The 26,929-nt window shown below is 36.0% G+C and carries 44 protein-coding genes; 38 read left to right on the forward strand and 6 right to left on the reverse strand.

Going from position 1 to position 26,929, the window contains the following annotated elements:
• Positions 1-79 precede the first annotated feature (79 nt).
• Both NOX80_RS18270 and NOX80_RS18275 read left to right on the forward strand, forming a co-directional pair.
• Entirely contained in the window at positions 80-973 is an 894-nt protein-coding gene (locus NOX80_RS18270) for an HNH endonuclease (RefSeq protein ID WP_256551245.1), read from the forward strand.
• Positions 970-1,368 (forward strand): (deoxy)nucleoside triphosphate pyrophosphohydrolase, encoded by a 399-nt coding sequence (locus NOX80_RS18275; protein WP_256551246.1) that lies wholly within the window; start codon positions 970-972, stop codon positions 1,366-1,368. Before NOX80_RS18270 ends, NOX80_RS18275 begins: the two co-directional genes overlap by 4 nt.
• Positions 1,369-1,441: 73 nt before the next feature.
• Here NOX80_RS18275 and NOX80_RS18280 read toward each other — a convergent pair whose 3' ends face one another.
• The 4 genes from NOX80_RS18280 to NOX80_RS18295 all read right to left on the reverse strand — a co-directional run bounded on the left by NOX80_RS18280 (position 1,442) and on the right by NOX80_RS18295 (position 4,625).
• Complete coding sequence (locus tag NOX80_RS18280; RefSeq protein ID WP_256551247.1) at positions 1,442-2,596, reverse strand: WG repeat-containing protein; 1,155 nt, start codon at positions 2,594-2,596, stop codon at positions 1,442-1,444.
• Positions 2,597-2,959: 363 nt separating this feature from the next.
• The gene (locus tag NOX80_RS18285) at positions 2,960-3,445 is read right to left on the reverse strand and encodes a hypothetical protein (protein WP_256551248.1); all 486 of its coding nucleotides are present in this window, start codon (positions 3,443-3,445) and stop codon (positions 2,960-2,962) included.
• Between the two features lie 3 nt (positions 3,446-3,448).
• On the reverse strand, positions 3,449-3,865 hold the full coding sequence (locus tag NOX80_RS18290; RefSeq protein ID WP_256551249.1) for a hypothetical protein: 417 nt from the start codon (positions 3,863-3,865) through the stop codon (positions 3,449-3,451).
• 52 nt (positions 3,866-3,917) lie between these two features.
• Complete coding sequence (locus tag NOX80_RS18295) at positions 3,918-4,625, reverse strand: S24 family peptidase (RefSeq protein WP_256551250.1); 708 nt, start codon at positions 4,623-4,625, stop codon at positions 3,918-3,920.
• A 253-nt stretch (positions 4,626-4,878) separates the two neighbouring features.
• Between NOX80_RS18295 and NOX80_RS18300 the strand changes: the two genes are divergently transcribed.
• From NOX80_RS18300 to NOX80_RS18365, 14 genes are all read left to right on the forward strand, one after another.
• A complete protein-coding gene (locus NOX80_RS18300; protein WP_256551251.1) occupies positions 4,879-5,133 on the forward strand; it encodes a hypothetical protein in 255 nt (84 codons plus the stop codon).
• A gap of 1 nt (position 5,134) precedes the next feature.
• The gene (locus tag NOX80_RS18305) at positions 5,135-5,353 is read left to right on the forward strand and encodes a hypothetical protein (protein ID WP_256551252.1); all 219 of its coding nucleotides are present in this window, start codon (positions 5,135-5,137) and stop codon (positions 5,351-5,353) included.
• A gap of 658 nt (positions 5,354-6,011) precedes the next feature.
• Entirely contained in the window at positions 6,012-6,263 is a 252-nt protein-coding gene (locus NOX80_RS18310; protein WP_256551253.1) for a hypothetical protein, read from the forward strand.
• A 131-nt stretch (positions 6,264-6,394) separates the two neighbouring features.
• On the forward strand, positions 6,395-8,041 hold the full coding sequence (locus tag NOX80_RS18315; protein ID WP_256551254.1) for a hypothetical protein: 1,647 nt from the start codon (positions 6,395-6,397) through the stop codon (positions 8,039-8,041).
• Between the two features lie 3 nt (positions 8,042-8,044).
• Positions 8,045-8,281: a hypothetical protein gene (locus NOX80_RS18320; RefSeq protein ID WP_256551255.1), complete on the forward strand. Its 237-nt coding sequence runs from the start codon at positions 8,045-8,047 to the stop codon at positions 8,279-8,281.
• A 21-nt stretch (positions 8,282-8,302) separates the two neighbouring features.
• A complete protein-coding gene (locus NOX80_RS18325) occupies positions 8,303-8,635 on the forward strand; it encodes a hypothetical protein (RefSeq protein WP_256551256.1) in 333 nt (110 codons plus the stop codon).
• A gap of 2 nt (positions 8,636-8,637) precedes the next feature.
• Positions 8,638-9,429: a DNA adenine methylase gene (locus NOX80_RS18330; RefSeq protein WP_256551257.1), complete on the forward strand. Its 792-nt coding sequence runs from the start codon at positions 8,638-8,640 to the stop codon at positions 9,427-9,429.
• 25 nt (positions 9,430-9,454) lie between these two features.
• Positions 9,455-9,760: a hypothetical protein gene (locus tag NOX80_RS18335; protein ID WP_256551258.1), complete on the forward strand. Its 306-nt coding sequence runs from the start codon at positions 9,455-9,457 to the stop codon at positions 9,758-9,760.
• The gene (locus tag NOX80_RS18340; RefSeq protein WP_256551259.1) at positions 9,757-10,176 is read left to right on the forward strand and encodes a hypothetical protein; all 420 of its coding nucleotides are present in this window, start codon (positions 9,757-9,759) and stop codon (positions 10,174-10,176) included. Before NOX80_RS18335 ends, NOX80_RS18340 begins: the two co-directional genes overlap by 4 nt.
• Before the next feature lie 12 nt (positions 10,177-10,188).
• On the forward strand, positions 10,189-10,458 hold the full coding sequence (locus NOX80_RS18345; protein ID WP_256551260.1) for a hypothetical protein: 270 nt from the start codon (positions 10,189-10,191) through the stop codon (positions 10,456-10,458).
• A gap of 4 nt (positions 10,459-10,462) precedes the next feature.
• Positions 10,463-10,858, forward strand: a complete 396-nt coding sequence (locus NOX80_RS18350) for a hypothetical protein (RefSeq protein ID WP_256551261.1) — start codon at positions 10,463-10,465, stop codon at positions 10,856-10,858.
• Positions 10,855-11,478 carry a hypothetical protein gene (locus NOX80_RS18355; protein WP_256551262.1) on the forward strand — a complete coding sequence of 208 codons (624 nt, stop codon included), beginning with the start codon at positions 10,855-10,857 and terminating at the stop codon, positions 11,476-11,478. Before NOX80_RS18350 ends, NOX80_RS18355 begins: the two co-directional genes overlap by 4 nt.
• A gap of 209 nt (positions 11,479-11,687) precedes the next feature.
• Positions 11,688-11,903 (forward strand): hypothetical protein, encoded by a 216-nt coding sequence (locus tag NOX80_RS18360; RefSeq protein ID WP_256551263.1) that lies wholly within the window; start codon positions 11,688-11,690, stop codon positions 11,901-11,903.
• 2 nt (positions 11,904-11,905) lie between these two features.
• The gene (locus tag NOX80_RS18365; protein WP_256551264.1) at positions 11,906-12,133 is read left to right on the forward strand and encodes a hypothetical protein; all 228 of its coding nucleotides are present in this window, start codon (positions 11,906-11,908) and stop codon (positions 12,131-12,133) included.
• A gap of 181 nt (positions 12,134-12,314) precedes the next feature.
• Here the strand turns inward: NOX80_RS18365 and NOX80_RS18370 are convergent, their stop codons facing one another.
• Entirely contained in the window at positions 12,315-12,776 is a 462-nt protein-coding gene (locus NOX80_RS18370) for a hypothetical protein (RefSeq protein WP_256551265.1), read from the reverse strand.
• A 318-nt stretch (positions 12,777-13,094) separates the two neighbouring features.
• Between NOX80_RS18370 and NOX80_RS18375 the strand changes: the two genes are divergently transcribed.
• The 22 genes from NOX80_RS18375 (at position 13,095) to NOX80_RS18480 (ending at position 25,884) form a co-directional block, all read left to right on the forward strand.
• Positions 13,095-13,415 carry a hypothetical protein gene (locus NOX80_RS18375; protein ID WP_256551266.1) on the forward strand — a complete coding sequence of 107 codons (321 nt, stop codon included), beginning with the start codon at positions 13,095-13,097 and terminating at the stop codon, positions 13,413-13,415.
• A 386-nt stretch (positions 13,416-13,801) separates the two neighbouring features.
• Positions 13,802-15,115 carry a hypothetical protein gene (locus NOX80_RS18380; RefSeq protein ID WP_256551267.1) on the forward strand — a complete coding sequence of 438 codons (1,314 nt, stop codon included), beginning with the start codon at positions 13,802-13,804 and terminating at the stop codon, positions 15,113-15,115.
• Positions 15,102-15,986: a hypothetical protein gene (locus NOX80_RS18385; RefSeq protein ID WP_256551268.1), complete on the forward strand. Its 885-nt coding sequence runs from the start codon at positions 15,102-15,104 to the stop codon at positions 15,984-15,986. The genes NOX80_RS18380 and NOX80_RS18385 overlap by 14 nt, the downstream gene beginning before the upstream one ends.
• Positions 15,987-16,006: 20 nt before the next feature.
• Entirely contained in the window at positions 16,007-16,561 is a 555-nt protein-coding gene (locus NOX80_RS18390; RefSeq protein WP_256551269.1) for a hypothetical protein, read from the forward strand.
• A gap of 37 nt (positions 16,562-16,598) precedes the next feature.
• A complete protein-coding gene (locus NOX80_RS18395; protein WP_256551270.1) occupies positions 16,599-17,153 on the forward strand; it encodes a hypothetical protein in 555 nt (184 codons plus the stop codon).
• Positions 17,154-17,230: 77 nt separating this feature from the next.
• On the forward strand, positions 17,231-17,581 hold the full coding sequence (locus NOX80_RS18400) for a hypothetical protein (RefSeq protein ID WP_256551271.1): 351 nt from the start codon (positions 17,231-17,233) through the stop codon (positions 17,579-17,581).
• A 3-nt stretch (positions 17,582-17,584) separates the two neighbouring features.
• Positions 17,585-17,851, forward strand: a complete 267-nt coding sequence (locus NOX80_RS18405; RefSeq protein ID WP_256551272.1) for a hypothetical protein — start codon at positions 17,585-17,587, stop codon at positions 17,849-17,851.
• 25 nt (positions 17,852-17,876) lie between these two features.
• Positions 17,877-18,725 (forward strand): bZIP transcription factor, encoded by an 849-nt coding sequence (locus NOX80_RS18410; RefSeq protein WP_256551273.1) that lies wholly within the window; start codon positions 17,877-17,879, stop codon positions 18,723-18,725.
• Positions 18,694-18,876 carry a hypothetical protein gene (locus NOX80_RS18415; RefSeq protein ID WP_256551274.1) on the forward strand — a complete coding sequence of 61 codons (183 nt, stop codon included), beginning with the start codon at positions 18,694-18,696 and terminating at the stop codon, positions 18,874-18,876. The genes NOX80_RS18410 and NOX80_RS18415 overlap by 32 nt, the downstream gene beginning before the upstream one ends.
• On the forward strand, positions 18,849-19,406 hold the full coding sequence (locus NOX80_RS18420) for a hypothetical protein (RefSeq protein WP_256551275.1): 558 nt from the start codon (positions 18,849-18,851) through the stop codon (positions 19,404-19,406). The genes NOX80_RS18415 and NOX80_RS18420 overlap by 28 nt, the downstream gene beginning before the upstream one ends.
• Positions 19,407-19,418: 12 nt before the next feature.
• Positions 19,419-19,901, forward strand: a complete 483-nt coding sequence (locus tag NOX80_RS18425; RefSeq protein ID WP_256551276.1) for a hypothetical protein — start codon at positions 19,419-19,421, stop codon at positions 19,899-19,901.
• A 1-nt stretch (position 19,902) separates the two neighbouring features.
• A complete protein-coding gene (locus NOX80_RS18430) occupies positions 19,903-20,187 on the forward strand; it encodes a peptidoglycan-binding domain-containing protein (RefSeq protein ID WP_256551277.1) in 285 nt (94 codons plus the stop codon).
• A 1-nt stretch (position 20,188) separates the two neighbouring features.
• Positions 20,189-20,587 (forward strand): carboxypeptidase-like regulatory domain-containing protein, encoded by a 399-nt coding sequence (locus tag NOX80_RS18435; protein ID WP_256551278.1) that lies wholly within the window; start codon positions 20,189-20,191, stop codon positions 20,585-20,587.
• Positions 20,587-21,072: a hypothetical protein gene (locus tag NOX80_RS18440; RefSeq protein WP_256551279.1), complete on the forward strand. Its 486-nt coding sequence runs from the start codon at positions 20,587-20,589 to the stop codon at positions 21,070-21,072. The genes NOX80_RS18435 and NOX80_RS18440 overlap by 1 nt, the downstream gene beginning before the upstream one ends.
• 73 nt (positions 21,073-21,145) lie before the next feature.
• Positions 21,146-22,414: a hypothetical protein gene (locus tag NOX80_RS18445; RefSeq protein WP_256551280.1), complete on the forward strand. Its 1,269-nt coding sequence runs from the start codon at positions 21,146-21,148 to the stop codon at positions 22,412-22,414.
• 32 nt (positions 22,415-22,446) lie between these two features.
• A complete protein-coding gene (locus tag NOX80_RS18450) occupies positions 22,447-22,725 on the forward strand; it encodes a hypothetical protein (protein WP_256551281.1) in 279 nt (92 codons plus the stop codon).
• Complete coding sequence (locus tag NOX80_RS18455) at positions 22,694-23,221, forward strand: hypothetical protein (RefSeq protein WP_256551282.1); 528 nt, start codon at positions 22,694-22,696, stop codon at positions 23,219-23,221. The genes NOX80_RS18450 and NOX80_RS18455 overlap by 32 nt, the downstream gene beginning before the upstream one ends.
• Positions 23,191-23,691, forward strand: coding sequence for a M23 family metallopeptidase (locus NOX80_RS18460; protein ID WP_256551283.1), 501 nt, complete (start codon positions 23,191-23,193; stop codon positions 23,689-23,691). Before NOX80_RS18455 ends, NOX80_RS18460 begins: the two co-directional genes overlap by 31 nt.
• Positions 23,691-24,158: a hypothetical protein gene (locus tag NOX80_RS18465; RefSeq protein WP_256551284.1), complete on the forward strand. Its 468-nt coding sequence runs from the start codon at positions 23,691-23,693 to the stop codon at positions 24,156-24,158. Before NOX80_RS18460 ends, NOX80_RS18465 begins: the two co-directional genes overlap by 1 nt.
• A 5-nt stretch (positions 24,159-24,163) precedes the next feature.
• Entirely contained in the window at positions 24,164-25,180 is a 1,017-nt protein-coding gene (locus tag NOX80_RS18470) for a hypothetical protein (RefSeq protein ID WP_256551285.1), read from the forward strand.
• 7 nt (positions 25,181-25,187) lie between these two features.
• A complete protein-coding gene (locus tag NOX80_RS18475) occupies positions 25,188-25,619 on the forward strand; it encodes a hypothetical protein (RefSeq protein ID WP_256551286.1) in 432 nt (143 codons plus the stop codon).
• A 4-nt stretch (positions 25,620-25,623) separates the two neighbouring features.
• Positions 25,624-25,884: a hypothetical protein gene (locus NOX80_RS18480; RefSeq protein ID WP_256551287.1), complete on the forward strand. Its 261-nt coding sequence runs from the start codon at positions 25,624-25,626 to the stop codon at positions 25,882-25,884.
• Between the two features lie 98 nt (positions 25,885-25,982).
• Here the strand turns inward: NOX80_RS18480 and NOX80_RS18485 are convergent, their stop codons facing one another.
• Positions 25,983-26,291 carry a hypothetical protein gene (locus NOX80_RS18485; protein WP_256551288.1) on the reverse strand — a complete coding sequence of 103 codons (309 nt, stop codon included), beginning with the start codon at positions 26,289-26,291 and terminating at the stop codon, positions 25,983-25,985.
• Positions 26,292-26,929: the final 638 nt, after the last annotated feature.

A 26,929-nucleotide genomic window follows, 5' to 3' on the forward strand; every position in this document is an offset into this window, starting at 1 on the left:
TAAAGAACATAAAAACAATACATCTCACCCTTTGTATTAATTTATATTTTTTGTAAAATTGTTTATTGATCAACTTATTATGACATATTACTGGGTAAATCAAGGTAAAACGTATAACGAAGAAAATAAAGGTGGTTATTTATGGGCGCCTTTAAAAAACTCATTAAATCACAGTGTTTTTCATTGGGAAACAATGAACGATTTAAAAACAAATGATATTGTTTTTAACTATTGTAAAGGTTATTTAGTTGGCTACTGTATAGTAACGTCTTTACCTTATAAAATTGAAATACCACCCGAATTTAAACGCAACAATGATTGGAACATTGACGGTAGAATGGTTAATGCAGAATATCACAAATTCGAAAAAAGCATCCCACTTAAAGAGCTCTACGAAAACATTAAAACTCTTTTACCACGAAAACATTCCCCAATAACAAACAATCCAATAAAAGCAAATCAAGGCTATTTATATAAAATTAGTAACGATTGTGGTGTTAAAATTCTAGAGACAACTAACACAACCATGTCCCTAGGTATAATAGCTCCAACTGAAGCTACCGAGTTACCACCAAATGACATCCCAGACACCACGTCCAGAAAAGGATTGGTCACTTCTAGAGTCGGACAAGGAGCCTACAGAAGAAAGGTATTACAAAGATGGCAAAACAAATGTGCTGTCACAGGTTGTAGCATTACCGAAATTTTAATTGCATCACACATAAAGCCATGGCGTGAATCTAATGATCAAGAAAGATTAGATGTTAATAATGCCATTTTATTATCTCCTAAATACGACGCCCTATTTGACCGTCATTTAATCTCTTTCGAAGACACAGGCGAGATAATTATTTCCAAAAGAATAACTCCTGACAGTTTAGGCGATTTAAAATTATCCGGAAAAGAACGTATTAATAATCTAACAGAAGCTAATAAAACATATTTAGCACATCATAGAAAAAAAATAGAATGAAAATTATAAATGTGGTTTGCGGTATTTCAATAAATGATAACGGCATCTTTTTAGCCCGGCTAAATACAACAAAACGAAATGCTGGTCTATGGGAGTTTCCAGGCGGTAAGACTCATGAATTGGAAACGCATCAGGAAGCTTTAGTTAGAGAATTTTTTGAAGAACTTAATATTGACATTCAGGTTAACGAGTACTTCATGAAGTCAGAAATCATTATTGATAAGAAACAAATAGTACTTCATTCTTATTTCGTTGATTTTAAAACGGAACCAAAATCTTCAATAGATCATGATTTATTAGGTCGCTTTAATAAAGCAGAACTTTCCAATTTAAAGCTATCAAAAGCCGATATTTCATTTGTTGATCAAATTATTAAAAACAAGCTTATCAATTAAGCCAAACTTTTCAACTACTAAAAAATACCCCATCGTTCACTATGGGGTATTTTTATCTTTAAATTATACTATTTTAATTCTTAAAATACTCCACTCCATTTTCTCCCAACAATCCTTTTTTTCCTTTTATGGTTGTCACTTCAAACAAACCGAACTGCCAATGATCATTAATCTGAATTGGCTCTAAAATTTTTATTTTCGTATACTTCAGCTCAACCTCTTTATAGATTGAATTTAAGATAAATATTCCTTTTCTATTCTCTTTTTCAAGAAAACAAACAGCTCCCAACTCGTGTTCAATTTTATCATATTTATAATCCAATATGATTTTTCCCGTTTCATCTACCAATCCAAATTTCCCTTTTTTTTCTACCAGAAAAGTACTACTCCCGTTATGAGGTCGGAATTTTTTTATAACTCCATCATTTTTTAGAATGATTTTATCTTTATCAATAGCATAAACAAAGTATTCCGCACCATTTTTGATAACAACATTATCTTCTGAAAAAGCAACTATTTCACCGTACTTTTTTTCAATTTCCTTATATCGATTTTGCTTCCTATCGCGTTCTTCAATACTTTCCTCCATAGCGACAAGCGTAATTTTCGGTCCTGCTATCGGTTCATCCGTATCTAAAAACGTATCATCCGTATAAATCGTTTCTTTTCTATCACTATCATCTCTGGAAATAGCCACCCAATCAAATTTGTTTGAATCTTTATTTTCGACCTTCGACCTTCTTATAATTTCATATTGGATTGGTATAATTAACTTTCCTTTTGAATTGATCAACCCAAGCTTACCTCCTTTTTCAACTTCAAAACTTTCATTGACAACCGGAGTTACTCTATCATATTCAGCAGGTATCAAACTCTTATTATCTCTTAATATGCCTTCTTTATTGTTTTTATAAATAAAAATCACATTGGAATAATTAGACATTTGCACAGAATCCAAATAGGCTCCAGAGAATAATACCTTTTTATTTTGGTCAATAATTGAAATCTTACCGTTTTTTCTGATCACATATCTCCCTTTAAAATTCGGTGTGGTTATCGCAAATTCACCCATTCCGGTTATAAATGGTTTTACCTTAACCTGACCCAAAGTATCACAAAAACCCCAAAGATTTCCTTCTCGATAAGGCAATAACAGCTCATTCTTTTTTAAACTCTGAGAAAAAACATTGGTAACGGTAACTAAAAAAAGTAGGTAAAAAACACGCATAACTCGTAAATTAGGAAAATAAATTAAAACATATTGATGATCATCATTCTTGTAAATACTTCGATCTTTTTTACTACATTATAAGTCTTAGGTAAGGAATATTTTTTTCAAATCATATTCATTTTCATATTCATTACGGACAGCCCTTAACAAACTGGAAAGTTTTGACATAAAAAAAACGGTCTTAAATTACTTTAAAACCGTTTAATCTGTTCCGCTGAACTCGTAGCGAGGACGGGAGTTGAACCCGTGACCTCAGGGTTATGAATCCAAAAAGTGTTATTTTTCAATTCATAACACTCAGAAAATCAGCGTTAATCTTTTCAACAAAAACACAAAACGTATGCGGTTTTATATTCGGAATTATTTATTTTTTATAAACTCATTATATTGATCATCGGTAAAATACATTGCTCTCACTATTATTTTTCTTGCATCATCCGATTTGCCTTCATTTTTTTTCAACTCGTCATTATAAATAGTTAACTGTTCTTTAGTCAAAACTTTTCTAAATATTGTCTCGTTCTTAACTAGATAATTAATAAATTCAGTGATGTTTTTTTTATCATCAGCACCTTTTATGTTGTTATACAACTCCAGCCTTTTGCTCCAAGATTTTGAAAAAAGCGTGTCAAGTACTTTTTTTTGATTCTCAGAAAAACTTAAAAAATTTAGCATCTTATAGTTTGCGTCTTTAAAAACATTTTCGTTTGTTTTCTTTCTTTCAACAATCATTTCCATTACGCCAACTCTTAATTTAATTTCATCTTCAATATTCAGTTTTTGAGCAATCACATAAATAGGTGTTAATAAAAGTGAAATGAACAGAATTAAAGTAGTTTTCTTCATAAATTAGTTTTTATCGATATAAATCCTTTTGATTTCACTTAGCTGTTTGTCGCTTAGAAAAAATCTTAAAAGTTTATCCTGGTGCTCTTTTTTATATTGAACTAATTGATTTGAATTTAACAATTCTCTAAATTTAACTTCAGACTCATAAACAACCGGCGCAATCTCTTCGTTTGACTCGCTGTTTACTCTTGCTAATTTATCTTTTTCTTCTTTCCAAATTATTTCGCAAGCTGATTTTTGTCCATTACTCAAATTTAAATACATTGCTTCGTTGTTCTTTTTTTGCAAGAATTGCTCTTCTGTTAATTTCATACTTGTTTTTGCATTTAACATAGTGATTGATTTTGAAACTCGACAACCAACAGTTGTAAATAGGACAAAAAGAAAAGAAACAATTGTAAGTGTAATTTTTTTCATATAATATATTTTTAAATTTTCAGGAAAGTTAAATCTTTTTATTTTTATTTAGCTAACTCATAGAGTTGATTCTAATACTAGCCTTGACTAAAGCCATAGCACTAACATTGGCAATCGGAACATCTTTGTCGTTATGATGTTTGTTTTGACTAACAAGCTTGATAAATTCATCGCCTTTATCACTTTTTTGAACATATTTAACCGTAACCATTTCATCCCCTTCAACGTTAAAACTAATAAGATACATTTCTCCAAAAAAAATGTTTTCTAAAATATTGTGAACTTGTTTATACATTATTATGTCACCGCTTTTCAGTAAAGGATACATGGAATCGCCCGTAACATAAATCGCTCCATCACATTTAGGCAAGTTAGGAATCTGAATATAATCTACAGGTATTGTTTCAGACGAATCGCTAAACAACGTAACTATTCCAGCGGATGCTTCAATATTGTAAAGGGGAACCGCTTGATTTTTAATTAATCGATCTGATTTTAATTTAAAAACATTAGTATCAGCATCAGTCTTTAACATGTCGCCTCTACCTGTCATCAACCAGTTCAAATCAACATCATCAAACAAGTTTGACAAATCCAATATTATTTGATATGAAGGTTTGTTAGAATTGTCCCTTTCTAATCTATAAAGCTTTTCAGGAGAGGAATACCCTAGTTTTCTCGCTAATTCCCCAACATTCTTAATACGCTTTATTTCACACACTTGCATAAGTCTTTCAAAAAAACTAGTGTTATTTTTCAAATTTATTTGCATTAATCAAACTTGTTTGTATATTTGTATTGTAAAACTGAAACAAAACGGAATTGCGGTTGTTGCAATTCCGATAAAAAACGGAAAATAAAATTAAGCTATTTGTACCAAAGTGTACCAATAATAAAATTTTTTTTTCCGCTTGAAAAAAAGCAACAAAAATCCGTTGAAAAACACCGGATTAAAGAGTGCGTTTCAATTGAACATATTGATTTTGTAAGACAACTATTATGCCAATAAGGATATGATAAGTAAAGAAGAAACTCAAAAGATAAAAAAAGTACTTGGGTCGAAGTATTCCCCGGTGATTATTGATCGCCTAAACAAAAGGAAAATCACCAATGCTAAGAGTAATCCCTACTCACCGGAATCGATTCAGAAAATTGTAACCGGAAAAATAGAAAACTCACGAGTTGAACTGGAAATTGCAAAGCTGGTTTATGAAACAGTTGAAGCGAAGAAAAAAACGGAAAAAGAAAAAAAACGACTATTAAAATAAAATGATACAGGCAGAAACGGCATATAATATTGTACAGGCTCTAACTCCGGAAGAGTTAGCGAGATTGTGCGGTATGATGCAAGTTGAGCCGATCAATAAACCGACTAAGAAAAAAGTCAAAGTAAAAAAAATCTGCCAAGTGGAAGCCGCAGGATGGACAGTAGAAAATGTTATCGAAAAGCTTTTAATATCATTTATAAATAAGGCAGAAAAACGTTAATTGAAATCTTGGAACCGCTTGAAAAGGATAGAAACTACCCTTTTCTGAAATTAGATTTTATTTCGGTTGTTGGAAATAACAATTCCAACAGCAATACCTATGCAAAGGATTGCCAACGCTTGCGATGTGCAAACTGTAAACCTAAAATTAAAATCATTGCTAGTAATACTAATTTCGGTAGTATCCATAGTCAAATACCGCAAGGTTTTGGTTCTCCTTGCGTATGTTTTAAAAGCGGTTTCAAGTTTTTTTGAGAATACAAGCAGAAGGCTTGCAAGCCGGTTCGTTGCCGGATATTCTCGCACAGAGCGCAAAATGCGTATTTAATTCCCCTAAGCTGGGAGTAGCTGAAAGTTTAGACGCCGACACTACTCCTTCGCTAAGGGTTAACCATCTAAATAATTGACAAATAAATGGATGAAATTATTAATAAATCCGTTGCAAAGCTGTTGCAACTAGATTTTGTCGTTGGCTGCGTAAAGCACGACTATACCTTTGATCAAAAGGTTGTCCAAATTTCTTTTACAAAGATAGAAGAATTCGACTTAAAAGCAACTCTCAAATGTATTCCTGTAGAGCATATCTGTTCGATCCGAATAATGACAGGAATAAATACCGCATTCTTCTATATCAACTCTTTGGTTTAAAATCTTTAGTTATGGAATTTGTAAACAACAACAATTGTTTCCTAATGGCGTGGCCTACATCATCAGGAGAATTTAAAAAATCACCGATAATCAATTGTATTACACCCGAAGAAAACACCGCAAATACAGGTGATCGCGTAATAGGATTTAAAAACAAATCGGGACAAGATCGGATTTACTTGATTTCTGAAATTTTATCGGAAAGCAAGTCCAGTAAGCCAGGATATAAAGCATTTAAAGCTAAAGTTTCTTTAATACAATAAAAATAATGGAGAAACCATCCATAAATAATAAGGTATTCGACCTAATTAAAGGTATCGGTACCACAAATCAAACCAACACCGAACAACATTCTTTACCATTAAGCATTGAGCCGGAAAAAGACAACTGTATAATGGCGGTTTATCCGGCCATGACTACCGAAACTATTGCCGCTACAATGGATAATTTTAGACTTTTTGTTCCGGATTACAACGCAAAGGTGGTTGAGGAAAATATCGCCATCGCCAACCATAATTCCGAGGTTTTCACCAATATCAAAGACTTAAACCCAGTACAAGCCGGATTTAGACGCGCATTCATGCTTAAATACGGCAAGTGGGTAAATTACCTGGACAAGAAAACACTCGAAATCAAAGAACGCTACCAGCTTAATGATATGAATGCGCGCCAGTACAATGCCCTTGCAACGGAGTTTTGCAACGAATACGGCAACATCGTTGAACTGATGCCTTTACAAACAATCAAATATTCAACGGAAATGTTTTTCATGAATTTCCTACACGCATACAACGGTCAGCTGAGCAAGAAAAATGCAATTCACATGAAAATGGATATTGCGTACAAAAAGCCGCTTCCGCCTGTAGAGATAAATAGCTTGCAAATAACGAACTTAATGCGAAACGGAGTTAAAGCCATCAATGTGTGCAAGAAAACGGTTATAAATCACCGGAAGCGGCTTGAAGAAGCCGGAATACTTGTTGACTACGTTTATCAAGGTTTTTACCGCGGTACTTTACACCAATTCAACCCGGAAATATTACAAATCATTGACCTTGCAACCGGAAAAAATGCCAACACTGAAAATCAATCGATTAGCAGTAAAAAAAGGAAAAACTTAGCTGAGTTCAATGAGACTACAAGAACTAAAAAAAATGAGTGTGAAATAAAAGAGAATGTTGAAAACAATTCTCTGTCCAAAAGGAGTTCGCTCGGTTCCTCGCTCACGAGTTTTAATTCTACTTTCTACAGGAACACAGATCGCAAGATGCAAAAGATTTCACCAGAGGGGGCGGCCAAAATTGTTAAAACTGATGCGGTTGATTCGGTAGAACTGACGGTAAGTGAAAAATTACAGCGGTTAATCGTTCATCCGCAACAATTAGCCGAAGAATTAGCCAGCGGAGAACACTGGGATTACTCTCCGATCGATATCCGGGTATTGTTCCGTGAAGCTTATGAAGGAACATTAACCACTGAGGAATTTAAGCAGCTACTAATTCAGGACTTTTTAAAGACTTCTGCAAAAATATGGCGTGGCAAACGAGTTTTTGTCGGCTCATGGAAAAACACAATCAATGTGTTTTATGATAGCTGGTTTATGAATGGAAAATTCACGTTTTCAAAGCAAAACCAGTTTGATTACCTGAAGGAATACCGCTGGCGAATTAACCACGCTCGTAAGTGGTTCCTGTCTAAACCGGATTTTAACCCGCTATTCCCGTCTGATTATTTCGACAGATCACGGACCGATCGCAAAGAAGTTGGTTTTGGCTACACGTCAAAAGCCTGGAACCGCCATTTGAAATATATGGAAAACCGCGCGGCGAAGCAGCGCAAAGCGGAAAATAAAACACAAACCCGAAAACAAAGCTTATCGGCGGCCAAAGCGGTTGAGGCAAAAATCAAAATGTATCTAAAAGGTCGAGTGTCGGTTGAGAACCTGTACATCTTTGTTCAAAACAAATACCCGGCTTTCCTTGATAATCTTTCATCGATGGTGTGGAAAATTCAAAGTTCTAATCTTAAAAACAATAATTAATCAATGGCCTTTGCAAGTAAAGAAGATTCACGTATTAGAATGGTTGCATTAACCATTAACGGAATGGACAACATTGTTTGGTATTCCCCAATTCGAGGAAATAAAAAATCTGACGATGTTATCATAAACGGAATGTTGTACAGGTTCCAGGCTCGCCCGGAAATCAAATATGTAAATAAGATCCAGTTCTACAACAACATTGGGAATAATGAACTAATCCGGGAGTATCAAATAAGATAGTGTTAAAAAACTACAGTTACTATGAAAAAAGTTGTACTAGAAAATCTATCAATTAAAGACTTGGAATTGATTCAAGATAGAGTTAATGAAAAAATTCAAGTCCTTAATTCAAATCTCTGGGATGATATGATAAAAATCGATCTACTGCAAGAATTGTGGTTTGATTTGAGAAAAAAAATTGAAAACACTAAAAATTCTGATCGAAACAAAATTATAATGCGGGTTAGCACTTCAATAGTACTCATGGAATTGTTTCTTAACCTAATAGCTGCTAATACAGGGTTAAACGGGTATGAAAGCTACTTGCTTCTTGATTTAGCAGGGAGACTAAATAAACAGATAATCAATTTATAATCATGATCCTGACAAGACCTGGTAATAAGCGTAAAATAGTGAAAAAGATTGCTCCTTTTTTTCCTGATCACAAACTACGTATTGAACCGTTTTTCGGTGCGGGAGGTTCTTTTTTTTCACTGCCGAAACCAAAATATTCAATACTTAATGATTTGGACGGTGATGTTGTTAATCTGTATTTGACTGTTTTAAATAAAAAAGAGCAATTGATTGAGGAATTAATAAAGGTACCGGTTTGCGATGGTTTAATGAAGTATTGGTACAGACACCAAGAAACTGATGAAGTTATGAAAGCCGTGCGATTTTTGTTTTTATCCAACTTCACTTATATGGGAAAAGGTTATACGGTTAGATATGGGATAGACAACTCAAAAAGAAACATTTTAAAAAACATTGATTCGGTTTTTTTTTCTCTTCAGGACTGTAAAATAATGAATGTAGACTTCCGAGAAGTATTAAAAAAAATATCATTCAGTAGTACGGTTACGCGAAAATCAGATTCGTTTATCTATATGGACCCTTGCTACCTGGAAACAGAGAATTTTTATAAGGTTCCAAAATGGACAAAACAAGACACACTCGATTGTCTTGATATAATGGTTGATTCCGGAATTAATTGCGCTATGAGTGAATTTGATCATGAATTTGTACTCACAGAAGCAAAAAAAAGAGATTTAAATATCATTGAAATCGGAGAACGTCAGAATATTAATAATCGAAAAACAGAGGTATTGATCACAAATTATTATACATCCTTAAACGTCAATAATGAGCAATTGAAAATAAACTACTAACCAAGCCATCCAACTAACCACCAAAATGAAAGAATTATACCATATCCGAACAAAATCCCAACTATACCGGTTATACGCATCGCAGATGCCGGAACGGGAAATAAGAGCCGAAATTAATGAGATTATCCGCGAAAACCGTCCGAAAAACACCTTTCCGGATAGACCGCATTTTGCTCGCGCTCTTAGAACGATAGAGGTAATTACTTTCATTGACACTAATGGTACACCGGATGGTTACAAATTATCAGAAGAGTTACAGTATAAACTTAACGAGTACCGAAAAGAAGTTGCTGAAGAAAAAAGAAAAACCTTTAAAAACTTAAAACCATGAAAACAGAAAACACAAAAACAATGCGCGAAGCATGGCTGCACAGAGCCGATATCGTAAACAAAATCATTGAAGCAATCGCAACACGTGGTCGCAACTTTTTTGCTCACCAAGACAAAATCGCGATTATCTCGGTAGATGAAAAAGGGCAACTGTGGTATAACTGTGAATACATCTCACAATCTGATCATACTGGAAAATTTTGCTTGTCTGTGACCAATCCTTTAAGCGACTTTAAATGGTATCACGGAGGCACACTAAAAGCATTAGTACTCGACTTTGTAGACTTCATATATACGGGTGAATATTCAAACGGAAATCACGGATATGGCGGTTTATTTTGTCCTCACTGGGGTTATTCCGAAAAGGATATGCAGGAAATCCAAACCATTGCAAAGGAGTTGAATTATTTACAATAAATTATTGAAACCATGATACCAGAAATTAAAGGTTACAATTTATCTACTGATTACGAAATGCTTTGGAACTTGATAAACTCAGGATATAGAGTACTAGGGTGGATTGTATATCCAAGATATACGGAAAGCATCATATTTGATTCCGTGGAGATAAAAAAGCCGGATGATTATTATCGGATCGGCTCCAGAGGAATTGGTTACGAAAGACATAAAAAAAGCAAAGAATGCTTTATTGAAGATTGCAAGGACCTTCAATTAAAGTTTATTAATCTAAAAGACTAATACGATGAGATTCAAAAGCAAATATTATATCGTTTTCCCTCGCAAAATGGTCGAAGAAATCGAATGGCCTAAAGAGTGGGGACATCAGTGCGCTGGAAACGTAGCCGAAATGCTTAGAGAACATTTAGGGGTATCAAGAATAGCGAGTGAAATAAAATTCCTTATTTCTGAATCTGAAAGATGGAAAATGATTTATGCTTTCAATGTGAGCTACCAGGACACCGAAGATTTTCTCAATTCCCAATGCAGCACTTTACACTTTAACTCGAAAATCGCAATGAAAAAAGCTGAAAAGGCTTTAAAAAAAATGGGAGCAAAAAAACTAACATGCACCGAATCTTATCGAGACGTGATTTTGCAACACGCTTATTATAAACATAACAACGAATTTAAACCATGAAAACAGAAGAAAACACCCCTACAATCCAACCTCTAACCAATTTGGTTTCTATGACTGATTTTGTAACCTATTTTCAAAACCGATCCATTAGACAGCTATGTGAAATGTATCCTAGAATATTTAATTACATTGCATTTAAGTGTAATAATGAGATTGGCGACTTCAACCGTGTAGAGGTTGCAAAATGGGAATTGATCGGTAATTATGCAAAGTTTCTAAAACAACCACTAAAGCTGGAAATGTTCCTCCCGGTTGATAAAAATGGTGATTATCAAACAAAACCTATTATGATGGAATCGGATGGTTTTGAAGGTGTTTGTTGGAGTTATGAAGATTATAAAGCTGCTGAGAAAAAAATATTATTTAAAGATTTCAGAATATCGACCGAAGAGGAATCAAAAATTGGTTTCGCGTCCTTTTATTTCGGAGAAATAATTTGTCTAACCAATGGAAATACAACCATTCCATTTTTTCCTAATCATACTTTACTTGTAGATTTTTTAACGATAGTAGATACGGTTCATGCTAATATTTTGCAAGGATCCGGAAAGGAAAATGATTCAAAAATAGAACTTACGGACACAGCTTTAAAACAAATATTCGGTCATGCCGGCTATTAAATCCGACTGTCCGACACGGACGGAAATCAACCGTCACTTTTTAATTAGCTACGAAATAACTGGCGAAAAAGGCTCAAGGCTGATCGGAGCCGGTAAATACGAAACCCTTGTCGGCGAAAAACTTAAAATAAAGCACTTTAACGAGGTTTTAAACGGTAAGCGATATCAATATACTTTCAAAATAACGAAATCAACTAAATATTTAAAATATGAAAACAACCTTTTTTACAACAATGGTAATTGCGATGGTGTTTGCATCGTGTAATCAATCCGATATTAATGAAAAAGAGTATGAAGTTACCCTCTCTTCAAGTATTAGAACTGTGACAATTGATAGTTGCGAATACGTCGTTTATGATGTTAGCAGAGGAGGAAATATTATTCACAAAGAAAACTGCAAGTTTTGCCAACAAAGAAAAAAGTAACCATGGAAAAAAAACTTATCACTCATATTACATCAGATGAAAAGTATTATTACCTAACTAGAGAAGTTGTAATCTTTTCGTTTCCCCTTTTTGACATTCCAAGAACAAGGATTGGTAGAGAATTACTATATAAGGACGAATGTCTTGATAAGGTAAAGGAGTTTGAAAGACAGGCGCACGAAAGATTTACTTATGTAAGTACAAAAAAAGAAACAATCGTTAATCAATAAATTTCTAATGATACACGTCTTAATAATTCTTTCAAGCCTTCTTTTAGGGGCTGGGATTCCCTTTGTTTTGTATGTTCTTTTATTCGGTTGGTCAAAAACAACAAAAATGTTAACATCTGTCAACTTGGAAAGTGTGATGTATGATTTCCTATCTAGTTTATTGTTTGTCTTTTTCTTAAACCTATTTTTTTCTAAGGTATGAGTAAATTTTAGCAATAATTATTTTTAATACTAAAAATAAAATATATGAGTAAGCGCCTATAACAAAATAAATAAAATCATACTTAATTATATAATTAACAAGTATTAAAATATTTAGATAAATAACAGCAATAATAGTATTTGCCCTAAAAACATCTTTTATTTCAGACGGCTTTCCGTTGTTTTCAGTCTTATCTAAATAATCAAATAAAAGTTGGGTGTAAAATAATGTTAACATGAACCATGTTAATGAAAGGCAAAAGCAAAGTGATATGATAAAGTAAAAATCAATATCGCTAAACGGATTATCGCCTACTAAACCAATTAAGCTTGGTTTAAACAAATAGATCGATACGAAAAAAGAAGGCATTGCCGAAACTATAGTTAAAAATGCAGCTTTGTAAGTTAACTCTAACTTATTAAAATCTTCAAAATTAAACATGTTCTGATTATTAAAATTTCACCCGCAATTTCAATAAACCATTGTAAAGTTGAAATAAGTATTTACACTTAAAAAAATAAGTAATAACACTAAAGATTTAGTTATGCTAGAAACGATATTAAAAATAATTGACCATATATATTTTAAGATGATATACTTCCTATGCCTGGGCTATACAATTCTATACACTGAATTATGGTTTAATCAACTAAATGACCCACCGTTCGAGAGACTTTCGGCAATCATAATCAAGTTTACTGTTATATCAACAATAATTGCAACTATAACCGCAAGCATTGTTTTAATAAAAAATAAACGATGGAAATAATAAACACTGAGGTTAAACAGAGTAACGGTAGTCAATATTTTATTTTTCGAACGGCAATGTATAATATCTATTACATTATATCTTATTCCGGTTGCAGCTGTAGTTATATCGGTTGTGATTATAATGACATAGAAGTAAGGACTATTAAAATTAGATATTCCAGTAACGGAGAATTGGTAAAGAAAAAGAATGGCGGTACACGGATAAGGTTAACAGATCAGCTTTATTTACACTATAATGATTTGGTAAACCCAAATAAAGAAACCATTGATTTGATAATGGAAGAAATCAATAAACACTACTTACTTTAAAAAGCGGCTAAATAGCCGCTTTTTTCATACTTCAAAGGTTAATTGCAACAATTGTTGCAATTAACCTTTATTTTTTTTTATAACAATACCGTGTCTGAAAGTTATAAAAACATGCTCTAACCTGACGTAACGTGACGTATCGTGACATAACGTGACGTAACCTGACGTATCGTGACAAGCCTAATTCAACCTGATGCAACTTTGCAATGTAATCATTAAGGAGAAAAAAAGAGGTGAGCGATAACTTGTACAGGCCATTACAGAACGGGAGTCAATACGATCATTTAATACCGTTGAGATTTTGCGAAGCAACTGATCTCGGTTCCGGCACTACTGCTTATAGCGTTGACCAAATGGCTGCCTGGATAAAAAAACATTTCAGGCAAATGGAAAAAGTCGCCCCTCTCCTTTTGCAACAAAACTTGCAACAAACTGTTGCAACGGTTCATTACTGGGTGTACAGTCACTTTCAGTATAAAAGAGACAGTACAGAACAATTATTAAAATCTCCGGCTTGCGCATGGTTTTCCCGTGCAAAGGGCATGGATTGCAAAAGTTATTCGATTGTTTGTTCGTCAATCTTGCTTAACCTGGGCATTAAGCATTATATCAGACGAATCAAACAACCGGCAAGTAAGTACCCTAATGATTACACACACGTATATCTGATTGTTCCTGCCTGTCAAAAAACAGGCAAATTAACAAACGGGTATTACACACTTGATGCGACAACAATTTACAATAAAGAACCATTATTCACTGAACCAAAAGATTTATTTATGGAAACATTTCCACACACTGGTTTAAATGGCGTCGCACGCCCGGGTCCCGGAGGCCTCGGTATCTCTCTTGGAGATATTAAAAGTTTCAATTTCGGAAGTGTTTTTTCCGGGATGTCGTGCTGGGGCGGTTCCGCCTACAACGCAAGCGACGTGCAACAAAAAATCCCGGGCATCATAAAAAAATACGAGAAAATTTACAACGATGTAAATATCGCCGTTGCAACAAAAGATATGGCGAAGTTATCCAAAGCAGTTGCCTACGCTATGGCATGGCCACATGCTTGCTGGGAAAAACTTCAAAACATTTTTATGGGCAACAACTGGAATGTTTGTACGGATGATAGTATCCGAATCACACAGCAAGTGCATGTTGATTTCAATAACAAAGTAAATACTTTGCTGGCTGCCTATATCGACAAGTATTATATAAAAACACTCTCAGGAGCAACCAAAGTAACCGCATGTGCTTACGATGTTCTGCCTGATGAGTATGCGGCAATGTTTTTTTCGGACATCGGTCCGGATGGATGCAAAACCGTTGATTCATATACATACATGATCAAGCCCGGAATTACAATTGTTCCAAAATTTGAAATCACACCGGATTTAATCGCATCGATTAACAACGGTACTGCCGCGCCAGCTGCACCAACGTTTTTGCAACAGTTGCAAAATGTGGCTGCAACCTTTGGAACAACAACACCGCCAGCCGGCAACACATCAATGCCAGGCGGTAGTTATACTCAGGACCCGTCTGCGGGCGGCTCGCAAATACCCGGAACTGTTGCACCGGGCAGCGACAACGACAACAAAGGTTTTAGTATGTTAGGCTGGACGGCAATTGCAGTCACTTTTGTTGGCGGAGCGGTGCTTATTTCCAAACAAATGAAAAAATCAAAGCCAAATGGAGCAAAGTAAGTTAGCTGGCGGAGGTACTAATGTGGGAGGGGGATGGTTGTCTAGGCAATTTAGAAGAGTTTCTTCATTAATTAATGATAGTCCTTTTCTGAGATTCTTTTTCGGAAACGTTTCCGCAGGTCTAGAAGTGGCTGCTGATTTGCTTGGATCTATAGGTTTAAAAACTGCCTCTACTCATGTTGAGTTAAACACAACAGAAGAGCAGCAGTTGAATAATTGGGCAGATAATTTTCTTGTGCAATTAAAGCCAAAGCTAGAGCAGTTTGCTCGCGCCTCAAGTGATCAATCCACAGTACAATCGAAGATTGATTTGATCAATGATATGTACAGACAGCTTGGAGCGATTCAGGCGCATTTTTCAGCCGGTTCGTCCGGAATGACGATAAACCAAACCGCAGCGCGAAAACAGTTTGTAAACGAGCTGACAAATCAAATTAGGATGGTTGTAGAGTTGCAAACAACATTGATTCCAGTACCTATCAGTATCAACAATAAAAACATTGCTATGAATTCGGTTAACACTAATGGAATTACAGCTAATTCATCCGTTGTGAGCTTTGTCACTCCACAGGTCTCAACAAACGTAAAAACCGGTACAGTTAATCCGGAGTTGGTAATACCGACTTTGCCTAACCTGGTTTTTAATCCTGATCCATCATCTGCAATTAAAGACGTTGCCGATAGTGATCCGATAAAAACAGACCCGACAACGCCTGTTGCAACAAATCCAACAAATGTTGCAACGCCTGGTAAAAAGAAGAATGTTTTACTAAAGGGACTAGGTGTTGTAGCGGCCGGATTTATTCTGTATAAAATTTTTACTCCGGAGAAAAAAGCAACAAATAAAAATACCAAACAAAAAAGAAGTTAAACAACTTAAATCTTAATAAAATGAAGTTTAAAAAACCATCAGGCGGTGATATCGGAACATCATTCGCATCCGTTGGGGCAGGTGTTGCATCGGGATTTGGTTCTCGCGCAATTATCGATGCGGCAACAAAGCCGGCTATCGAACTCGCGCCGACTAAAAAAGAGTTAAATGCTAAAATGCTTGGTCAAGGTTTGGCCGTTGTCTTAGGGCTAAGTTTAGTCGCTGCCACATCTGGAAACGATTCAGGGGCGCATATCACAAAAGGTGCTGGTGTAGGTATGGCTGTTGTAAACGCAATTGACTTTGCGGCAACATACACAAAACGAAACGATTTACTTACTACCAATACCGCTGCTTCACGTGTGCTTAGATCAGGCTTAGGTCTTGGATGTCCTTGTAACTCCCCGGCAGAGCAACGCTATTATCCAGCATTAGCTCAACCGATCATTGATCCTATGGAGGGCATGACAATGGCTGAAAGAGTTGCCTATCGCGATGCGATGTTAGGTAAAAATAGTAGTAATCCATTATTACAAGTTAATGAGAACGCATGGCAAACAGCCATCGCATCCTAAATCAAATATCAACTAAATAAAAAATTAAAAATATATCATGGGACAAGACAGACAAGCAGCATTAAACAGAGCAATTGCTGTAGCGCAATCAAAAGGAATTGACGTACGTAATGCAAGATTTACTGATAAGACAATGTATTTTGTTTTTGATGCAAAAGGGAAAAGCAACATTTTAGAGCTTATCGATGCCGATACAAAAAAGATCGAAGGTACAACCAACTTTGACGGTAATACCCTGAATAAAGGACGTTACTTGGTTATTGACAGTTTGCGTGTATTGGGAGAAGATACGGCCACGGAGTTCGGTAAAGCCAAATGGAAATCAGAACTAGATCCGGTGTCTAAAAATTCAGAACTTAGAATTCATCAGGATGGTATTTTGGTTGACATGCCGGTAACCGATTTTCATAATGAAGGCCAATCATCCAGTAATGATGATGACTTCCGCGATATTGTTACCGCACCAATCATCATGCCGGAAACTGTATATGGATTCACCTGGAATTTCCCTAAAGGTCAAACTGTGTCGAATACCTTAACATCGGCTTTAATCAGAATTGAAGCGAGATGTATTCAAATCTTTACATCGTAGTTTTTCATAATTATAATTTGATTGGTTAATGTAAAAGCCCTGTTTTTTCAGGGCTTTTAAAACAAAAAACTTAAACTATGACTAAAGAAGAAGTAATTTATTTCAATATTCCTGCAGGTCAAACATTCGATGCTTTTAGACAGGTTTTACCTGAAGGAACCATGTTAGGCACTGTTATTTTTCACAATGATCGTGACAATAATTATATCCAGGCGGCTATCAAAAACGATGCAGGTGTTGAGATTTCAAAAATGCAACACATAGCCAATTACAGATCAAGGAATGCGAATTACGAGCAAGGAATGAAACCAATTCCAATGAACCCGTTTGGTAAAACCTATACCCTTGAAATTAAACTGGCCGAGGCTCTTGCAACTGATTTTGTCGGGCAGGCAATTTTTATCTACAAACAAAACGAATGTTATTAATCTATGATCAAAACAGGCTACAATTATCGCGCGGTAACCCGAAATGAGAGATTCTCTTTAAAAGGAGTTACCAGTCTAACAATTTCCAACTGGGGAAATTATGATATTGAAGTTTTCGGAAGAACCTTACCGGCATTGTCCGGAGCTAATCCGGCCTGTTTTAGAATAGATGGAGACGGAAGTCAGACCGACCTTGATTTTACTATCGAATTCGAAAGCGGTAAAGGCGGTTTGGTGTATATCGATTACCGATCAATTATAAACTGTTAAAATGCGACAACAAAAAGAACAGCAAATGTTAGATATAATTCACAACCTCGAAACTGACCAATATTACGCCGTAAAGGTAGTTAATACAGATACTAATGCAGAGTTGGGAAATAATCTGACTGGCCAAAAATTGATTTCAGACTTTGAAAGCGTTGAAGGCTTTTTTAAGTATTTGATTTCAAAAGGAATTAACCGAATCACAGTACATCCCAAACGTAAAAACGGATCAACATACGTTTTTAAAGGTGAACCAATTGTTTTTAGTATCAGTGATGATAATCAACATTATCAAAGAGAGTTGGAAAAAATTGCAAAGGCTTTGCAACACGCGCCGGAACCTTTGCAACAAAACACCGCTATTTCATACCCTCAACCAGCACCACCGGTTTTAAACGGTCCTTTTGGACTTGGTTTTCCGGAATATGTCGGGCTACATGTGGCGGCTAATGATAAAACACGTCTTGAAACCGAAAACGAATTCTTAAAAAAGGAAAACGAAAGGTTAAAGGGAGAGAATCAGGAGTTAAAAGAAGAACGTCTCAAAAAAGAGTACGACACCGCTAAAGCTAGCGGTAATAAGGAACTCCTTTTGGGACTTGGCGAAATTTTGGGTCCCGTGATCGGTAAGTTTATCGGTGGCGGTGCTGCGGCTCCTACTGGTTTAAACGCTCCGGAATACAATCAGCAACAGGCTGTTCTTAATCAATCACCGGAGTTAGCTTATTTAGCTAGTCAATCGCCGGATTTTTTACGCTTTATTACCGGTGTGTGTAATTTAATCAATACATCACCTGGTTTCTACGATCAGTTAAACAGTTTAATAACTACACATACACAAAACAATGCAGATAACGATACAAACACAGGCAACTAATCCAGTTGACCTAAAAGCCATAGAAAAGAAATTAACAGTAATCGCCCAGCTGCCGGCTGATGATTTGGACAGATTGTTCCAGATTGCGGAAAACCCGAAAGCCCTTACGGCATTAAAAAGCAAATGGACGATGCTAAAAATGATGTTTTAGCAATGAATCTAAAAAAAAATACCGGGCTTAACTCACCGGTTGATACTGAAGATGTTGTCGCATACAGTTCAACCGGAAGTAAGTCTGAATCATCATCGAGAAACTCGGATCTAAGAGTCAAAGCGCTTGAAAAAAGTTTTGACGTGTTACCATGGCTTATTAAAACCGGTGTGATAGTTGGTTTAAGCGCGCTTGGTGGTTATCTGATTTACCGAGCTTTCACCACCCGTTTTGAAAAATGGGATACAAAATCCGGATATCCTAACGCTAATATCACTGATGCTGAAGCTTCCACAAGAGCGAACGCTCTTTTTCAAGCAATGCTTGGAGCCGGCAACGACATTAATGCGGTTGCCGATCAATTAATTGGACTGAATTACAACGCGTTTGTTAAAGTCTATAATGCATTCGGTAAGCGTCAAGGGGTAATGCCGTTTTCAAAAAACATGACTTTAACCGAATGGATAGTAGATGAATTTGACGGAACTGAATTAAGTTATCTAAGAGGGATAATGGGCGGTTTTTTCTAAAAAAACAAAGGTATGCAAATAACACAAACACAAAAAAAATACGCTTTAATCGGCTTCGGGGTTGTTGTAGCAGGAGTGGCTGGGTATTTTTTTTACAATAAAGTAATAAAGCCAGCAGGTGATAAAGGTGCGGCTATAGACCCAACGGGTAACGGTACGGTGACCTCACCAAATGTGCCAACCCAAACATTTAACGCGGCCCGTATAGCTGATGATTTATACAGGGCAATGGAAGGCGCGGGTTATGCTTCATTTTTGAATCCTAATGAACGCGATCAAATTTTTAAAGCTTTAGAGCCGGTTAAAACCGAAGCGCAATTCAAGCAAGTTTCTGACAAGTTTGGGCGTAGATCGTATAATACACTATACGGCAATCAGGTCAACTGGAATCCGTTTGCCAGTCTGCCGCTTTTACCGCTTAGGACATGGCTAGAAACTGAACTCGAGTACGAGGACTATATTTTATTGAAAAAAAAATACCCTAACTATCTATAACATGAGTAAAGGAATATACATTTTTCTCGGTACATGTGCTGTGCTTGGCTTGGGGTATTATATGTACTCGAAGAGCAAAACGCCATCAACTGAAAACGATACGCTTCCGCCAGTGGTACAATTGGATTATAATAAAGTTTTAAAATCCGGTGTTCGCGGCGAAGAAGTGAAGGAGTTACAAAGACGATTGGGAGGTTTGGCAGTCGATGGAATATTCGGACCCTTAACCCTTTCTCGTCTAAAGACTGTAAAAGGAGTAACACAAATAACGCTAAGTCAATTATAATATGATCATATCAGGAATAGTTTTTTTAAAAGACGATGGTAAGAGCGTGTATGGTGGTACGGTTACTGTAAAAGAAACAGGACAAACCGCTACTACTAATATAGACGGGACTTTTTCGATAAACGTTCCTGATTTTAACAGTGTTCTTTCGTTCGATTTTTACGGTCTGACATTGCCGGTTGAAAAAACAGCAGCTGAAGTCACCGGACAAACAACCTGGCTACAGCTTGACCCCAGTGACCCGGGGGCACAGATTAAGATCAGGCCGGATTATAAACCTGTTTACTGGATGATTGGTATTGCGGCCGTAACCGGTATTGCCGCGTTGGTTTTGTTAGCCACCGGCAATAATTCTGAACCGCAAAAAAAAGAAGTTAAACCAAAAGAAGTTGAAGTATAATGGCTAAGAGTTATTTAAATCAATCCGGATTGCCTTTAGGGTTAAGAAACAACAATCCTGGTAATATTGTGAAAACAAGCATCGCATGGGATGGAAAAATACCAGTATCTCAAAATCCGGGAACATTCGAACAATTCTACGAATTGAGATACGGGGTTCGTGCGCTATTAAAGCAATTAGTTACCGATATGAGCCGCGGATTAACAACGATTTCGCTAATTATCAATAAGTACTCACCACCTCATGAGAACAATACGGCAAGCTACATTCAAACTGTTTCTAATACAATGGGAATTGGCGTAAACCAAGCGATTACCACGCTTAATAAAGCTTTTTTATTGAAGCTGGCTAAAGCGATTGTGGCGGTTGAGATTGGGAGTAATTATGCAGGGTATGTGACTACGCAAGATTACGAGGACGCTTTTGCGATATCAGGTTTAAACTTGGCTAATGTTAAGCTTCCGGCTCCAAAAAAAAAAGTTTGACAATAATAATTCCGATTGCATTAACTGGAATCGCTTGTTTTTCAATATATAAAATTTTCAAATCCCAAAAAGAATGATAGGTGTTATTATCCCTGAAGAGACAGGAGGCGTTTTTCAAAAACCGCGTGAAATAGTGATCGGCACGGCTTTCAGTCAGCGAGGGCGAAATTTAACACCTCAATCTTTGCTTAATGCGTTATCTATCGAGGTTCGTCCCGATGATATAATCATTTTAACGTGCTATATAAAAAAAGCGAACGCAAATGATTCGTCATTCCGGATAATTACAGAAAGTCGATTTTTGGATTTGGATCCAGGTTATTACGAGAGTGTTGGTGATGAGACTGAGTGGAATTATTTACCACTTAATTCGCGCGAATCAGCAACTGTGGCGGAAGTTCAACAAGACAACTCTGTTACGTATAATTTAGGCGTGATTTCGGAAAGCGTGTATGATGTTATCAATAATTCCATAACTCAATTCAATATGTCCCGCCAAGACAGGGTTTATTTAATCAAAACCCGTCAAGACGGTGTTGATTACCTGTACATGTTTGCAGGTGAACCTGGAATTTACGGAAGTGAATTTAACCAGCTAAACGACGAAGATTTAGTGCTTATTTACCGTTCGGATATCAGTTCTGATTTTCCCGATTTTTCATCGCTACCGGTTTTTTCCGGTAATACTGCCGCAATCGATGGTGGGTTACACGAGGGTGATCCGTATCTTATTAATGATTCAGGAGATTATCACCTGTCCGTTGTGAAAGAACCGGTTGAAGTTGCTGAGTTGCAACTTGAATTCGAACCGGTTGAAGGTTACCAATGGCAACGGATCATGTTTGAGAATTACCGGGGGCAAACAATGTCTGCTGTAATCGACTGGGGTGACGGTCAAACGGATTTAGTCAATAATAATGATTTTGTTCGGTTAGAACATAATTACGATCTGTCGGTAGAAAGGTATAATGCTGCCTTGCAGATTACCAATAGTCAAAGAGTTAACTCATTATCCATTGGTTTAGAAGCTAAGGAGCCCTATCAAAGATTGACTAAAATTTCAGGCCTGGGATTATTGAGAAACTGTGAGCAACTAAATTTTCACGGAAGTCCCTTCATCGTGTTTGATTATTTATCGCTACCGGCAAAAACAATCTACTTGAATTTAGCAGACTGTAGTCTCGAGCAGTCAAGCATTGACGGTGTATTAAGCATGTTAGTTGGTTATGGACTAACAAACGGCTATGCCAGGTTGAATGGGAATAATTCCCCACCTGGTACTTCCGGTCAAGGCCACAAAAACACCTTGCTTACTAGAGGTTGGATAGTGCAGACTGAATAAATTAAATATCAACCAAATACCATAAACAAAAAATGCCAATAGAACACATTATGCAGTTTTTAACATTGTTTTTTGGCTCAACAACATTTGTTTCCATTTACATTGCTTGGAAAAGCCGGAAATCAGATGTGAAAAAAGCCGAAGCCGTTGCGTTGGAAAATATGCAAGTCGTTTACGACAAGTTTACCGAACAAACCGATCGAAAATTTGAAGAAATGCAAACGTTGATTTCCAAACAAGCAGAAGAAATAAAATCATTAAAATCACAAATTGCGGACTATGAAAAACGATGTAAGCATTGCCAAAAGTAAATTGATTATTGGGTTAATTTTTTGGGTAGTAATGATCGCCGGGCTAATCAGTTTAGTATCGTGTGGCTCCACCCGAAAAAAAACGGAAATCACCGATATATCCAAAATCACCGATACCATTGTACATAAAAAAATAATCGTTTCGAAAGATTCATTAATTGTAATTCCGGGTACAACATTAAAAGTGTCAGTTCCGGCCGCGCAGCTTGACAACGGCCAACCAGTCGAAACAACCACCGATCGCGGGCGGGTGATTCTTCAAAAGTCCGGAGAAAATATCGAAGCCGTTTGCGTAATAGATGATTTGGTTAAGGTTATCCAATTGCAACAGACGGTAATTGAGAACTACCAAAAAATCGCAAGCGAACAAACGAAAACCGAAAAAACAGAATCGGTTAAAATTCCGTGGTATGACAGATTGTTCGCTTGGTTATCGATAGCCGTTTTGATTTATATGATCTTATTATGGACGTTCAGAAAAAAAACAACTACATAGCCCCGGTATTATGGGGAATTACAATAACTGGTTTAGCAATACTATTAACTATGACAAAAAAAGCATTCGCGGCCATCGTGCCAAATCAAAAAATAAGAGGTTGTGACGCTCATGGTTGTGGTTCTTTCGGGGCATCCCGCGGAGGTCGCACGCATAACGGAGTTGATGTGGTGGTTACGCCTGGGCAAAATATTGTATCTCCGATTTCTGGTACCATAACTCGCTTTCCTTATCCCTACAAAGGAGATTTTAATTACAAAGGTATTGAGATTAAAAACAGCGAATATACTGTTATGATATTCTATATGAACACTACAGTTTTAGCTAATACTAAAGTTACCGCCGGACAAACGATCGGAAAAGCGCAAAACATTGCTGCTAAATATGGCAATGGAATGACACCTCATGTTCATATTGAGGTACGTGATTCAAAAGGGAACTTAATTAATCCTACTAATATGTTTGTATAATGGGAACTGCAAAAAAAATATTAATCACCGGAGGTGTTATTATCGTTGGGCTTGCTCTTATGGGGTGGAATAAAGCTAAAAACTTAACTAAGGTTTTTTCGAAAATAGATATCATCCCATCATTACCAAAAAACATCGACATTAATTGGAAACGCTTGTTTTTTAAATTAGATATAACCTTTACAAACGGATCAAATGAAGACCTTTCTTTAAACGGGTACGTTGTGACTTTAAAACGTTTAGACATTTACTATGATGGAAAATATGTAGCGAGTGCTTATCCGTACTTGACGTCAATTTCAATACCGGCCTACAATTCATTGATTGTACATGATATACCGGTCGAAATTCCTCTGACAGCAATGCCTAACATAGTATTACAAATCACCGATTTCAATTTATCGTTGTTGAAGGTAAACGCCACAGTAGATGTATTAGGTAAAGAATACTTAATAACCCAAGACTAACGAATATGAGTGCGACAACAGAATTTAACAGCCTTACCGGTAAAGAGGTTTCCCGAAAGTATTTAACCGGCTTGATCGGGCGCGCCCGGAAAGAAAAGAGTACTGAAGTGATCTCCCGATTATCCGGTATGCTGAAAAACAATCCAGGTATCGATCGATTTGTAATTAAAATCACAAATCAAATCAAAGAAAATCCGCCGGCAAAGAAAAAAACAAAACCAGCAACGGTTAAGCGTAATCCAGCCTCAAAACAAAAGCCTGTTACAAAACCTTTGCAAAGAACAATCCGGAAAGCAAAACCAACCGGTTTAAACAGTCCGGAAGTTCACAGCAATCCTAATTCATTAGCTTATCGCTTGGCCAATAAGCCGGAAAATGTAGAGTATTACAATATAGCCGATCACGATATTGCCGAGTACTTGGGGAATATTGAAAAAAAGCAAAAAGAATCGGTTGTTATTTCCCTTACCGGTGGACAAGGATCGATGAAAACCCGGCATTGTTTCCAACTTATGAATGCTTTCGGGCAAAACTATAAAATCGGTCATGCTTCTATTGAGGAGCATCCGGAGAGTAAATTATACCTTGACAAAGCAACTCAGTACCTTAACAACCGAGCTTTGCAGAGCATTGTTGCTCCGGAAATAAAAACAATGTCAGATCTGGACAAACTTATCCGGGAAAACGATGTAATTATTATCGATTCATTTACTAAAGTACAGGAGATGTGCAAAGGTTTTGAAGTTGATAAGGATTTGCGAAAAAAATACAATGGGAAAATATTCATTGTCATTTTTCAACAAACGACAGACGGGAAAATGCGGGGAGGGTCTAAAAGCCAATTTGATGCGGATATCGTGTTATTTACTGAGAAAAAAGACGACTACCGGGATAACTATATATATGCAGATAAAAACAGATACCAAGACAAACCGCTCGATGGTTTGCATTATAATATTTTTTCCGGTTCATTAATCAGGAAATCTGATCCGAATAGAAAACTAACTTTTAATGTGCAATGATAAGACCATGAAAAAAAATAAAACAAATCGTAATTCGTCAGCTAAAAAAAAGGAGACTATTGCATTTAAACCCGGTCCAAACGGAGGGGAATACGCTGATTATAAACTTGGTACAATCGCAAGAGATAAATATCGAAAAAATTATAGTGTTAGTTATGGTTATAATCAATACTTAGGTGCGGCAAATTTAACGGAGGCAAAAAAAATCTTAGATAAATATACAGCTAAAAAAACAAAACATTTACCTATTCATGAAGTCAAGGTGGGTGATAGAATTAAGTACGATAACGGAAAGGAAAGGTTTACGTTAACCATAACCGCTGTTAACCACAGAGATGGAGAGGTTGACGTAAAGTGGAGAAACAAAGAGGGGCAGATTTATTCCTACGACTTTGAAAACGGATTTGTAAAAAAAATCAAAACAACTAAAAAACAATAACTATATGGGAATTAAATGGAAAGGCATGGCTAAAAGTAAAAACGTAGAAGATCGCAGAAGTACTAAGCCTGGCCGAAAAATTGTAACAATGAGTTCTGTTGGCGCGGCTCCGAAAAAGAAAAAGACAACTGGACTAAATGGACCAGCTTCAGCAACGAAAACGGTAAGGGTTTCGAAAGCAAACGGCACCAAAAAAGATGGAACCTTGAAAAAGAACCATCGCTACGTTAAAGGTGGTGGAATTGTCAAGGTGACCAAAAAATAAAACCTCGGAATTTCCGAGGTTTTATTTTTTAGAAAGTATAGTTCAATTCTTCTTCTTGTTTTGTGCTAATTATTTAGAAATTGATACGTTTGGATTTCTTAGTTTGAAATCTTTGTTGTAATAATATTATTTAGCATTTCATCAGCGATCTCCTTTGACAATTCCACATTTTCAAGGTTTCTGAGTAAATAACAACTTGATTCGTGATATGAAATATGATCAAACTTTTCAGGAGAAAAATATCTTTTAATATACAATGAATACACTCGGTATCGTTTGGTGTTTTTGATCGTTCCGTCTGGATTTATGTTTTTTTTGTTCTTTTTTGTTTTCTTTTCATTAGGAGTTGGAGCCCCCATAAAGCCAAATGAAGCTAAATTATTTTTACTCTTTATATCTAAAGCCAATAATGTCAAAGTGTTGAAAAGAAAAAAAACATGCTTATTATTGTTGTCAACTCCTAGACAGTTTTTACTTGTCGAGTCTAACAATAAATTAAATCTATAATCAGATAATCTATGGTTTTTCAAGTAAAATTGAAAAATGTATACATCTTTGTCAAGATGTAATATTTCAACGATATAATGTTGGTTTATAAACTCCGACTTAAAAGTGTGTATTTCAACATTTACATTATTAACTATCTTAGATCCTTTAGATGTGCAATTGTAGCTATTTGTCCTTATGTTATTACCCATTAAGAGATATGAGTACTGTTAGAAAGCTAGATAATCGTATTTACTAGATCTATTTTTATTAACGTCATCAATTGACAGCACACGTCCGGTATGAATAACCTTGTAATCAACATCAATCTGAGTTGTGTCCACATCAAATTTTGAAGGAACAGCCTTGTTTGTTGCTTTTGAAAGCTTAGTCAACTTGTTAAACATAGTTTTGATTCGGTTTGGTTTCAGTTTTTAATACGTTTTATATATTACGTATGTCACACAAGTTTTTTATGATTAATACGTCTTTTATCTTGCAAATGTACATTTTTTTTTTTTATCTAACTGTCTTTGCAGTTAATTTTCCCTTCTTTGCA

Origin of the sequence: Flavobacterium cerinum (assembly GCF_024496085.1) — a bacterium.
In the GTDB taxonomy this organism is placed as follows: Bacteria; Bacteroidota; Bacteroidia; order Flavobacteriales; family Flavobacteriaceae; genus Flavobacterium; species Flavobacterium cerinum_A.